This window comes from Caulobacter sp. GW821-FHT11E10, assembly GCF_058808375.1.
In genome coordinates, this window is the sequence record NZ_JBXARP010000002.1 from 509,922 (window position 1) to 521,416 (window position 11,495).

Consider the following 11,495-nt stretch of genomic DNA (forward strand, 5'->3'; position numbering starts at 1 on the left):
GAACGCCTCCTCCCAGCGCAGAGTTCGAAATGTAGACGGACTAGAACTTCAGCGTCACGTCGACGAGGTAGCGACGACCATAGGAATCGTACCGGCCGATCCGGTTGGGATCGTTGTCGCGGTACATCCGCAGCGCTTCATTGGTCAGGTTGTTGACCTGGAAGCGAACGCCCAGGCGCTCGTTGATCTGGTAGGACGAGCTGAAGTCGAGGGTCTTCTCGGACTCCAGGGTCTGCAGGTCCGCGCCGTTCCAGCCGTAGATCACGGTCATCGGCGAGTGATACTTCCAGCCCAGGCGCGCCTCGATCGGACCGTTGGCGTACCAGAGGTCGACCGTGGCGGTGTTCTTGGCCAGGCCCGTCATCCGCAACGGATTATTGGCCGGCGAGAACTCCTTCAGGTTCGACTGCACATAGGCGTAGTTCGAGTAGATCCCGAACTTGCTGAGCGGTCCCGGCAGGAAGAAGAACGGCGTCTGGAACGTCAGCTCGACGCCCTGGATGTGACCGCTGCCGCCATTGGTCGGGCTGGCGACCGTGTAGGTCTGGCCGCCGAACACCGCCGGGCTCTGCTTCCAGCCGATGTAGGAGTCCACGTCCTTGTAGTAGTAGGACAGGGCCACCAGGGCTTCCGGACGGAAGTAGTATTCGGCCGAGGCGTCCAGCTGCCAGGCCTCGAACGGCTTCAGCTTCGGATTGCCGGCGCTGCCCGTCCAGGGCGCCCAGTTGGCCAAGGAACGGCTGGCGCGCAGCTCGTCCAGCGGCGGACGGGCGATGACCTTGGCCAGGCCCAGGCGGAAGAGCTTGCCGTCGCCGAAGTCGAACTTGGCGTTCGCCGAGGGCAGGAAGTCCGTATATTCGTTGTCCACCGTCACGGCCTTGAAGGCGCTGGCGGTGTCCTGCTGCATGCCGTCGCTGCTGGTCTCGGTGTGGACGAGGCGGGCGCCGACATTGCCGCTGACCCACGAGCCGCCGAAGCCGTCGGCCGCGAAGTTCAGCTTGCCGTAGCCTTCGTAAACCTTCTCGTTGACGGCCCAGCGTCCGGTCAGTTCCTCGGTCGCCTTGGAGACGGCGAAGGCGTTGGCGCCGTAGGCGACGGCCGCGATCTTGTCGATGTCGCCGGTCAGCAGCGCCGGGACATCGGCGCCTTCGCTCAGCTTGTAGGCCGTCAGCAGGCTGGTCGGGACCGTCGCGCCGGTGGCCGACGGACCGAAGCTGAAGCGGACGTGGTCCTTGGTGCGGTCGGAGGCGCGAACGCCGAACTGCACGCTCTTGAGCACGCCCTCGCCGAGGTCGCGGCTGAAGTCCAGGGCGGCGGCCTTCAACTCATCGTTCAGCCGTTCAGGACCGTCGTGCGAGCCGGCCAGGTCCGCCGTCTGGCTGAGCTTGATGCTCTCCTCGCTGGTCGTGATGGTCGGCGTCTTGCCCGCGCGCCAGTCGAAGGTGGTCCAGGCCGGCCAGGCCTCGAAGCGCACGGCCTTCCAGGTGTTGGTCCGCTTGGCCTTCGAGTACGAGAGATCGCCGACGACCGTCCACTGGTCGCCGGTCCACTTGCCGTTCAGGCCGCCGGCGAACAGGTCCTTGTCCTCGGTGTATTTGGCCAGGACCGTCTGCACCGAGCTGAAAGGAAGCCTGGCGGCCACGACGGTGTTGTTGATCAGGGTGTAGGTCGCGCCGGTCGCGTTGTACGTGCCGTCGTTCCAGCCGATGTTCGAAGCCGCGCCGGTGTTCCAGTTGCCCCAGTTGTTGGCGCCCCAGACGGTCTGGTCCTGGACCTCGGTGATCTTGATCTTCGAATAGAGGGCGTCGGCCTTCAGCTCGAAATTGTCGTTCGGCTTGTACTGCAGGCCGCCCGAGACGCCGGTGCGCTTCTGGTCGATGCGGCTGGCCGACATCTGCGCGCCCCAGGGCGTGTAGTCGACCTTGCCGTCGCGGTTCAGGTCGCTGCTGTAGTCGCTCGCCCCGGCCGGAGGACGCGCGTTGGAGTCGTTGTAGCCCCAGCCCGTGAACGAGGCGTAGCCGTTCTTCTGGCGCTGGGTGGTGACGCCCAGCACGACGGCCAGATCGTCATTGACCTTGTGAACCCACGAACCCGAGCCCCGATAGCCGGTGGTCTTGTAGTTTGGAATGTCCTTGCCGCCGTCATAGAAGACCGGACCGGCGCGCAGCACGAACTCGGGGCCCTTGTAGTCCAGCGGATCGATCGTCGAGATGTTGATAGTGGCGGCGACACCGCCGGCGATCAGGTCGGCCGACTGCGACTTGTAAACCTGCACGCCCGAGACGACTTCCGACGGATAGATTTCCCAGCGCACGTTGCGGTCGGGCTCGCTGGAGGCGACTTCGCGGTTGTTGATCGTGCCGAGAACGAGGCGCGCGCCCAGGCCCCGGACGACGGCCTGGCTGTCATTGCCGCGGTCGCGGGTGGCGTTGACGCCCGGCAGGCGGGCGATGGATTCGGCGATGGTCACATCGGGCAGGACGCCGATGTCCTTGGCCGAGATCGCCTCGACGACCTTGTCGGCGCCCTGCTTCACGGCCAGGGCGTCGCGCAGGCTCTTGCGGACGCCGGTGACGACGACCTCTTCGACCTGGGCGGCGTCTTGAGCATGGACGGCCCCGGCCGCGAAGGTCAGGGCAAGGCCGCTGGCAGCGGCGAGCAACATCGAATGACGAGTCATGGATTCCCCCTAAAGACGGGCGCCGCGCTCGTTGGTGGCGCGACTGCCCGGGACGACGGCGTGCGTAGACGCCTAAGCGCTCACAATGGCGCTATAAGTTCTATTTATCATACCAATCACACATGACAAGCGCTGTCAGTTCAAAGGAATGACACTGGCGCCCTTCCCGACCGTGGCGGACTTGGCCGGCGCATCGGCGACGGACCCCGCTTCGACCGCCGTGGCGGCGGTCACCGGCGTCCCGGGCGTCAGGCGCGTGCGGTAGGTCCAGGCGCCGTTTTCCAGCCGCATCGGGCGCGGCCCGGCGCCGCCCAGGAAGTCTCCATCGATGAAGCGCGCGGTCTCGCCGTGGGCGGTCGCGCGGAAGGTCACCTCCACCGGCATGACGTAGGGCGTCTTCAGCCAGTCGACGCCTTCCAGCGCCCAGCCCTTGAAGTCGAACAGGGCCGCGTTCTCCCAGTTGGAGCCCGTGCCCCAGCGGGTCTTGCACTGGGTCGAGAGCCAGGCCGGCTCCCAATAGACAACCCCGACCCCGCCATTGGCGTAGACCAGCTGGGTGAGGTCGGTGAGGTACTTCTTCTGGCCGGCCGGCGTCGCGGGATAGCCGGCGATTAGAGAGTCAGGGCCGAGCAGGTTGGGCGAGCCGTCAGCCCCGTCATTGGTGAACGGATAGGCCGTCTCGACCACCAGAACGTCGGCCGCATAGAGGTGGCGCAGACGGTTGATGGTCTGGCCCAGCTGCGCCATCGAGCGCTTGGACCACTTGCTGTAGTAGCTGATCCCGATCAGGTCGAAGTCGGTGACGCCGGCCTTGGCCGCCGCCGCGAACCAGGGCTCGACATTCTCGGGCTGGGCGATGTGCAGCATGACCCGTGGCTTGATCGCCGAGGTCGCGCCCGCGTCACGCACGGCCTTGATACCGGCGTTGAACAGCAGGGCGTTGCGGTTCCAGTCGATCGGCTCCTTGGATCGCGCGAGGCTGGAGGCGATCTCGCCATTGGTCTCGTTGCCCACCTGGACCAGCTCGGGCATCAGCCCCTCGCGGTCCAGCTCGGCCAAGGCGCCGCGTGTGAAATCGTAGAGCGCCTTGGCCTGGTCCGGCGTCGACAGCCCGACCCAGGCCTTGGGCGCGATCTGCTTGTCGCCGTCGGCCCAGTCGTCGGAATAGTGGAAGTCCAGCAGCACCTGGAGCCCGGCCTTGCGGGCCTTGGCGATGCTGCGCTTGACGTCCTTCAGGTTCGAATAGGGCGTCCAGTCGGGATCGTTCCAGATCCGGATCCGCGCGACATTGGCCCCCGCCGACTTGAAGAAGGCGTAGGGCTCCACGGCCTGGCCGCCCGAGCGATAGACCGCCCCGCAGTCCTCCATCTCGTTGGCGTACGAGATGTCGACGCCCAGATAGGTCTTGGGCGCCTCTTGGGGCCCTGCCTGAGCCGGCGACGCCAGCAGCGCCCCCAGCGTCAGGGCGATCAACGAGGCGCGGGCCTTCGAGCGTTGGGACTGGGCGGGCATGTTTCCTCCGTCGCGCGTACGACAACGCGCCGCGCCGTAGCGCGGTATCATTTGTCGTACAATTGACGCAAGGACTTGCGGATAGTTTCGCGCCGCGCGAGCCGGCAGAGTCGCTAGGTGCGCTGCCCCCGCAGCGCGTCGGTGATCATCCTGTTGGCCGATTGAAAGCGGTTTTCGGCGGCATGGGGATCGGCCGCCAGCAGAGCCCGCATCCGGGCCTCATGCGCCTCGCCGGCCGCCTCGAACCGCTCGATCTCGCTGTTGGCCTCGGCCAGCCGCCCTCCTGACCGGGCCAGGCTGGCGCGCAGGCTCTGCTCGCGATCGACGGCTTGTTGTTCAAGCTGGGCGACGGTCCGATGGCTGCGCACCAGCTCGACCAGCACGCCGTCGCGCTCGAGCGCCGTCTCTTCGCTTTCGTGGCGAATATGGGCCAGGCGCGCCTCGGCGCGGGCCAACCTGACGCTGAGCACGCCGGTCGCCAGCAGCAGAATGACCAGGAGGCCTCCAAGGGCCAGGTCGAGGTTCGGACCTTCGACGAAGTTCAGCACGGACGTCTCCTCCCAAAGGATCGTAACCGTCCCGGGCGAGCGCTCGCGGGATTCAGGACCCGGCCGTCGGTTGGAGGCGGGCGGCCGGGTCCTGGCGCGGCGTGCTAGACGCCCCCCTTGCCGAAGCGACCGTCGAGAGCGGCCGCGGCGGCGAAGTCCAGAACACCGTCGACCAGTCCGGTCACGTCGCCCTCGGTCACGCCCTGCTCGCGGGCCCAGACCTTGAGGACGTGACGCAGCAGGCGGACCGCGGCGTCATCGGCGGGCGCGGCGGAAGGCGCCGCGGTGAGCGAACCGTCGAGGACGGTGGCTTGATCGAAGAGCATGGCTTGGCTCCTGGCTTGGCGAGCCGGACCCGCGCGCTTGGCGACGCGTCCCGGCAGAAAGGATTTCTTGAAAGGGCGGACCCGACCAGGCGGTCGGTCGGGTCCAAGTCGGTTGGCGCGACCAGCGGCCTGGCGGCGTTCGGAAACGGTGTCGGTCAAGCAGGCCTCCAGAGAAGGTCGACAGAGACTTTCGCCGTCCGAACCCTGCCCGGTGCGGTCGACACCTGAACCGTGGAGAAAAATGACTGTTTCCGATGTGCGGATTTGCACACCGCCCGCCGCCGACGCGCTTTTTCGGTCTAGGAGGCGCGCGTCAGGCTGAAGATGGGCGTCGCCGCGAACCCTTTGCGTTCCTGGGTTCGCCCCACATAGCCACAGCGCACGCGGTCGCCGTGGAAGGTCGCCAGGGCTCCGGCCAGGGCTTCGCTGACACAGGCCGAGCCGGGCGCGACGTCCGGCTCGATTCGCGCCGCGACCACGACGTGCGCGCCAATAACGGCCGGAGCCTTGGTCAGCGGATTGGTGCGCAGATGGACCGGCCCGTAGTGGCCGCTGATGCGCAGATCCAGGCCGCGCGGCAAGCCCGAGGCGGGCAGGTCCAGCGTCCGGTGCGCTTCCAGCAGGGCCAGGGCGGCGAGCGCGGCGTCAATCGGCTGGTCGAACACCAGGAACAGGCCGTCGCCCCAGGTCTCCACGTGCAGCGGCCGCGCGTCGAGCCCCTCGATGGTCCGCGCCATCTGGCCCATCACGGTTTCGACGAAGGCCGGGATCTGGTCGTCGCGCAGGGCGCCGAACCCCTTCACGTCGGCGAACAGCATGGCCTTCATGGCCCGGCGGCTGGTGTCCGCGGGCGGGGTCTTGCGCCACTGCTCCGGCGGCGGCCGCTGGACGTCGATCACCGTCCGCCGCCGTCCGCCCCGCGCCCAGTAGCGGAGGTCGGCGGCCACGCCGGCGGGTCCCTCGGTGTCGTGGCCGTCCCAGACCGCCAGCTGGATCGCGTCGGTCGACAGAGTCTGGGCGCGCAACACGGCGCAGCCCATGGCGAACTGGCTGGAATAGGCGAAGACGTGCTCGTCGCCGAGATAGGGGTCCTGCGACGCGTGGCGGATCGAGGTCGCCTGGGCGAGACAGCGCTCGAACCGCGCCGTCCAGTCGTCGCCGAACGGCGCGACCGACACCGCGACGAAGGACGCGCGATTGACCGGCAGGACGACGTGGAGCTCGGCGCCGGAGGCCAGCAGCGCTTCGGCGAAGACGATGTCGGCCCCGGCCGCCAGCCCGCCATAGCCAAAGCCGACGCGCTGTTCGATCAAGACCCGGTCGATGCGTTGGCGAAGGTCGCAGCCGGCGGCCGCCGACAGGGCCGCGCCCTCGTTGGTCGGGTCCATGATGTGGCCCGTGAAGTGGGCGCAGATCGGCGGCCGGAACGGCGCCAGCCATGCGTGGTCGACGCCGGTGATCCGGCACAGCATCTCCAGCTGGCGGAGCGTCGAGGCGTGCGCGGCGAAGGCCTGGGGCGCGAAGGCCTGGGCGCCCGCGAGGGTGGCCCGCGCCGCCTCCAGATCGCCCGTCAGAAACAAGGCCTCGGCCCGGCTGGCGCTCTCGTAATAGGCCGCCTCGCCGGTCAGTCCCGCGGGGGGTGGAATGGCCAGGGCCACGGCGGCCCGCGCCCGCGCGCCTTCGGGGTCGCCGGCCACCAGGGTCATGGTCGCCGCGTTGATCGCCCCGTAGAGCCCGCCGAAGCGCTGGAAGAGGGTTTCGTAGCGCCGGGTCGAGGCCCGGGCGAAGGCGGTCCGGCGCTCGCCGCGCGCGGCCAGGGCGACATCCTTCAGGAGCCGCCCGCCCATGGCGATGGCGTCCGGATGATCCTCCGCCTGGTCCAGGCCCAGACGGACATATTCGGCGCGGGCGAAGTCCAGGGCGCCGGCCCGCGCCAGGCAAAGCACGGCGGCATAGGCGACCTCGCGCGACGTCTCGCCGGCCTCCAGCGCGGCGTGCGCGATGTCGTAGGCGGCAAGGATCTCGCCGCGCCGGATCAGCGCGGCGACCTGGTCCTTGTCGAACAGCGACGCTGCGATCAGGGAACGCGACCCGTGCCGTTCTCGATATCGGGATCGAGATCGATCTTCTGGCCGTGTCCGTCCATCATGAACAGGCTGTAGGTGTACTCGCCCATCCGCGCGTCTTCGTAGATGATCTTGAAGCGCGTCCGCGGCTCGGGATCCCCGCCGTCGATCGAATACGGGACCCAGACATAGCTCGAGAAGTTCACGCCGAAGTCTCGCGCGATCTCGATCGGCCGCCGCTGGAACATCCAACCGGCGTTGATCAACTGGTCGCTGAGCGTGAACACCAGCTCGCAACGTTCGCTCAGGTCCAGCGTCAGCCGCGTGGGCCGATCCGGATTGAGGAAGTTCATGAAATTGAACCGCTCATCCAGACCGATGACGATTTCGACCACTTTCCCAGGTGCAGGTTCAGTCATTACACGCCTCCCGATTGTCAAATTCCACCTGCAGGCGAATCTCGCCAAAAGGCAAGAAAAGCGGGGTGCCGATACCCTTGTTTCTTGAGCTCCCCGACAATCTTCTCGGCCTGGTTGTTCTGACCGATCCCTTGATAGGCCCTGGCCAGGACATCCCGGTTGGCGGGCGACAGCGAGCCGCCGCGCATCGACAGGGTCGACACCGCCTCGGCCGGCTGACCGGCCGCGAGTTGGGTGAAGGCCTTCAGTCCGGCGTTCTCGACCTCGACCTCACGGCCCCCGGGCGCCGTCTTCAGCTGTTCCAGCAGGGCGAGCGCCAGACGGCGCGCCTTGGCCTCGTCACCGTCCAGCCTCGAGAGCACGATAGCCTGCTGCGCCAGGCGTCCGTCCATATCGGCGCGCCAGGCCTTGGCCTGGTCGCCGACCCGCAGCTGGGCCAGCTTGGCGGTCGCTCTGGCGTGCGCCGCGCCGGCCTCCGCTCGACGGCCGGACCATGCGGCGAAGTCGACCGCGTCCAGCGCGCCGACCACCAGATATTCGCGCCAGCGGGCGTTGGTGGGGTCCAGCGCCTCCAGCTCGCGCAGCCGGCGCATGCCGACTTCCGACCGCGCCCGGGCCTCGTCGATCCGCCCGACATCCAGCTCAAGACGCGCCAGGGCCACGTTCGCAGCGAGGTTCTTGGCGGCCAGGCGCTTGTCACTGGGATCGCGGACCAGCGCCTCGTCCATCAGCTTGGCCGACGCCGCGCGCTCGACATGGGCTTCGCGCACCCGCCCCAGCTTCAGCAGGCAGTCGGCGATCCAGGCGCGGGCGTTCGCCGTGTCGAGGACGCGCGCCTTGTCGGTCGGCGCCCGAACCCGCTCGGCTTCGAACACCTTCAGCGCGCCCTGGAACGCCGCCAGGGCCTGCTCCGGCCGGTTCTGTTCGAACATCAGGGTGCCGAGGTTGTTGTTGGCGTAGGCCACCTCGATCCGCCATTCGGCGCGATTGGGATCCAGCCGGACCAGGTCGTCGGCCAGCGCCCCATAGTGCTTGAAGCCGCGCTCGGCCCCGGCGATGTCGCCCCGCCGCCATTCCATATAGGCCAGCCAGAAGACGTTCTGGGCCTCGTCGAAGATGCGCTCGCCGTTCCTGGGATCGCGCTCGACCAGGGCGTGGGTGGTCGCGGCCGCCTGGCCGAAGGCGTCCTGCGCGCCCTTCAGGTCGCCGCGCTGCTCGCGGATCGTGCCCAGCAGGGTCTGGGCCTTGGCGCGCTGGGCCAGGGCCTGGTCGTCCAGCTTGTCGGTCCGAGCCTTGGCGTAATAGGCCAGCACCTTGGCGCTGACCCCGTCCAGCACGTCCAGGCGCCCCACCGGCTCCAGCTGCTCGCGTAGATCGCCCAGCATGTAGGCCACGAGAGCCTCGGTCTCGTCGCGCTGCTCACGGGCGATCTGGCGGGACTTGAGGGTGGCGACGGTCATCGCGCCCATGCCCACCGTGACCACCGCGGCGGCGGTGGTGAAGGCGGCCATCATCCGCAGGCGGCGGCGGGCGTCGCGCTGGACCAGCTGGTCGAGGCTGACGCCCATCAGGCGAGCGGCGATCTTCAGGCGCGCCAGGCGCTTGCCGTCGGCGTCGGCCCGCAGGTCGACGGCCAGGGGCTCGACGCCTTCCGGCAAGGCCGCGAGCACGGCGGGCGGCAGGATCTCGGTCAGCGCCGTCTCGGCCGCCGTCGCCGGGGTGATCACGCAGATCACCCGCCCCGGATCCCGCGTGTTCAGGAAGTAGGTCGCCTCCTCGTTCACCCAGCGGGACGCCGCGGCGGTCGGCGAGCAGAGCAGGATCAGGGCGTCGGAACGGTCGAGCCCGTCGCGAATGACCTCGCTGAGGTCCGACGAGGCGGCGAGTTCGGCCTTGTCCCGGAAGATCGGGCGCAGGCCGCGCGAAACGGCGTCATCGCCAGCCTTGGCGAGCGCGCGCGGCGCCCGATAGGTCTCCAAGGCGCGATGCAGCCACTCGGCGGTTTTGCGGTCGCGATGACTATAGCTGATAAAGGCTCTGTACCGCTGTCGGCTATCCATGCAACGCCCCCAATCGACAGCGCGGGAGCGTAATCGATGACTGTGATTCCACCATCGCCCCAGCGCGCTTCGAGCCATACGACGATCGCGCCACAGCCAGAAGACTATCGCGGCAACAAGCTGTTCCGGCACATGTCCCGCGAGGAGGTCCAGGCCCTGGCGCCCCAGATCGAGCACCTGCGCTACGGCAAGGGCGAGATGATCCTGCAGCGCCGCGACCAGGACGGCGGCATCTATCTGCTGCTGGAGGGCGTACTGCTGGCCAATCTGTATGCGCGGTCAGGCCGCGAGGTCGGCTATCGCCGCATCGCGCCGGGCGGATATTTCGGCGAGATCGCGGCCATCGACGGCTTGCCGCGCTCGGTCAATATCGTCGCCGTGGAGGACGCCCGACTGGCCCGCCTGCCCCAGCGGCTGGTCCAGCGCCTGTTCGACGAGTCGCCACGCTTCATGCGCGCCCTGCTGGAGGACATGGCCAGCCTGATCCGCGCCCTGACCGACCGGCTGTTCGAATTGACCGCCGTCTCGGTGGCCTGCCGCGTCGATATCGAGCTCCTGCGCATGGCCACGGCGACCGCCGGGGACGCGAATGAGGCGGTGATCCACCCCTGCCCGACCCATGCCGAACTGGCCGTGCTGGTCGGCAGCCAGCGCGAGCCGGTCACCCGCGAGCTGAACCGCCTGGCGGGCCTCAACATCATCCGCCAGAGCGGTCGCACCCTGAAGGTCCTGGACCTGGCGAAGCTGGCCGACGAGGTCGAGCGGATCGGCGGTGAGCTCTAGAGCCTGTCCGTTTCTGATGGAAACATCAGAAACGGATAAACAGGTTCTATCTCAAACATTTAGAGCGTGGCGGGCGCCGAAACCGCTCACACTTTCGGCTGCCACGCTCTAGACCGCGCCGGCCGCCGCGCCTTCGGCGAACCCCTTGAGCCGCGCGGCGATCACGTCACCCATGGCCTCGACAGCGGCCCGGCGGGGGAAGTGGGCGCGCCAGACGATCCGCACGGTCCGCCCCGCCTTGGCCGCCAGCGGTCGTAGAACGATGCCGGCGTCCTGGGCCGCGCCGGCCGCCAGTCCCGGGATCAGGGTCGTGCCATAGCCGGCCGCCACCATGTTCAGCAGGGTGGGCAAGCTGGAGGCCCGCAGCGCTCCTCCTAGGGCCGCGCCGTTGCCGCACGCTTCCAGGGTCTGGTCTCGCAGGCAGTGCCCGTCGGCCAGGACCAGGATGTCGCGCGCCAGCTCCGTCTCGTCGATGACCGAACGCGCCGCCAGCGGATGCTCCGGCGGCAGGGCGGCCAGGAAGGGCTCGGCGAACAGCGGCCGGCTGTCCAGATCGGGACCGTCTGGCTCGGTGGCCAGCAGGGCGGCGTCCAGCTCGCGGGACCGCAGGCGTTCCAGCAAGGCCGAGGTCTGGTCCTCCCACGGCTCCAGCTCCAGGGCCGGCAGGGCCTCGCGCAAGGGCGCGAAGACCAGGGGCAGCAGATAGGGCGCCAAGGTCGGGATGATGCCCAGCCGAAAACCACCGGCCAGCGGATCGCGCAGACTACGGGCGGTGGCCAGCATCGCCTCGGTGGAGGTCACCGCGTGACGGGCGTGGTCGATGAGCTGCAGGCAGGCGCTGGTCGGGGCGGCCGTCTTGCTGCTGCGCTCGAACAGGACGACGCCCATCAGATCCTCCAGCTTGCGGATCTGCACCGACAGGGTCGGCTGGCTGACGCCGCAGGCCTTGGCTGCGCGCCCGAAATGCTCGTGCTCGGCGAGCGCCAGCAAGTAGCGGAGGTCTCGCAGGTTCATAGGCCAAGCCTATCACGGTCATTGAACCTTGCGGCTTCTATTTATCGGCGAGTTGAGCGAACACTTCAGCCCAGGCAATCCGACAGC

General features: G+C 68.4%; 9 protein-coding genes. 1 reads left to right on the plus strand and 8 read right to left on the minus strand.

What is annotated here, in order from left to right; all coding sequences use genetic code 11:
* Positions 1-40: 40 nt before the first annotated feature.
* From AC1RRV_RS05420 to AC1RRV_RS05450, 7 genes are all read right to left on the minus strand, one after another.
* Positions 41-2,680 carry a TonB-dependent receptor gene (locus tag AC1RRV_RS05420; protein ID WP_492858558.1) on the minus strand — a complete coding sequence of 880 codons (2,640 nt, stop codon included), beginning with the start codon at positions 2,678-2,680 and terminating at the stop codon, positions 41-43.
* 135 nt (positions 2,681-2,815) lie between these two features.
* Complete coding sequence (locus AC1RRV_RS05425; RefSeq protein WP_492858559.1) at positions 2,816-4,192, minus strand: glycoside hydrolase family 53 protein; 1,377 nt, start codon at positions 4,190-4,192, stop codon at positions 2,816-2,818.
* A gap of 113 nt (positions 4,193-4,305) precedes the next feature.
* Positions 4,306-4,740 carry a hypothetical protein gene (locus AC1RRV_RS05430; RefSeq protein ID WP_492858560.1) on the minus strand — a complete coding sequence of 145 codons (435 nt, stop codon included), beginning with the start codon at positions 4,738-4,740 and terminating at the stop codon, positions 4,306-4,308.
* A 104-nt stretch (positions 4,741-4,844) separates the two neighbouring features.
* Positions 4,845-5,066 (minus strand): hypothetical protein, encoded by a 222-nt coding sequence (locus tag AC1RRV_RS05435; RefSeq protein WP_492858561.1) that lies wholly within the window; start codon positions 5,064-5,066, stop codon positions 4,845-4,847.
* Between the two features lie 299 nt (positions 5,067-5,365).
* A complete protein-coding gene (locus AC1RRV_RS05440) occupies positions 5,366-7,132 on the minus strand; it encodes a tetratricopeptide repeat-containing protein (RefSeq protein ID WP_492858663.1) in 1,767 nt (588 codons plus the stop codon).
* Positions 7,133-7,143: 11 nt separating this feature from the next.
* A complete protein-coding gene (locus AC1RRV_RS05445) occupies positions 7,144-7,551 on the minus strand; it encodes a hypothetical protein (protein ID WP_492858562.1) in 408 nt (135 codons plus the stop codon).
* A 17-nt stretch (positions 7,552-7,568) separates the two neighbouring features.
* Positions 7,569-9,611, minus strand: a complete 2,043-nt coding sequence (locus AC1RRV_RS05450) for a toll/interleukin-1 receptor domain-containing protein (protein ID WP_492858563.1) — start codon at positions 9,609-9,611, stop codon at positions 7,569-7,571.
* Between the two features lie 36 nt (positions 9,612-9,647).
* Between AC1RRV_RS05450 and AC1RRV_RS05455 the strand changes: the two genes are divergently transcribed.
* Entirely contained in the window at positions 9,648-10,394 is a 747-nt protein-coding gene (locus tag AC1RRV_RS05455) for a Crp/Fnr family transcriptional regulator (RefSeq protein WP_492858564.1), read from the plus strand.
* Between the two features lie 108 nt (positions 10,395-10,502).
* Here the strand turns inward: AC1RRV_RS05455 and AC1RRV_RS05460 are convergent, their stop codons facing one another.
* Positions 10,503-11,408, minus strand: a complete 906-nt coding sequence (locus tag AC1RRV_RS05460) for a LysR substrate-binding domain-containing protein (RefSeq protein ID WP_492858565.1) — start codon at positions 11,406-11,408, stop codon at positions 10,503-10,505.
* Positions 11,409-11,495: the final 87 nt, after the last annotated feature.

Excerpts from the sequence above, each read along its gene's own strand:
- AC1RRV_RS05445 (WP_492858562.1), bottom strand. The coding sequence starts at position 7,551 with ATGACTGAACCTGCACCTGGGAAAGTGGTCGAAATCGTCATCGGTCTG.
- AC1RRV_RS05450 (WP_492858563.1), bottom strand. The coding sequence starts at position 9,611 with ATGGATAGCCGACAGCGGTACAGAGCCTTTATCAGCTATAGTCATCGC.
- AC1RRV_RS05420 (WP_492858558.1), bottom strand. The coding sequence starts at position 2,680 with ATGACTCGTCATTCGATGTTGCTCGCCGCTGCCAGCGGCCTTGCCCTG.
- AC1RRV_RS05455 (WP_492858564.1), top strand. The coding sequence starts at position 9,648 with ATGACTGTGATTCCACCATCGCCCCAGCGCGCTTCGAGCCATACGACG.
- AC1RRV_RS05435 (WP_492858561.1), bottom strand. The coding sequence starts at position 5,066 with ATGCTCTTCGATCAAGCCACCGTCCTCGACGGTTCGCTCACCGCGGCG.
- AC1RRV_RS05460 (WP_492858565.1), bottom strand. The coding sequence starts at position 11,408 with ATGAACCTGCGAGACCTCCGCTACTTGCTGGCGCTCGCCGAGCACGAG.
- AC1RRV_RS05425 (WP_492858559.1), bottom strand. The coding sequence starts at position 4,192 with ATGCCCGCCCAGTCCCAACGCTCGAAGGCCCGCGCCTCGTTGATCGCC.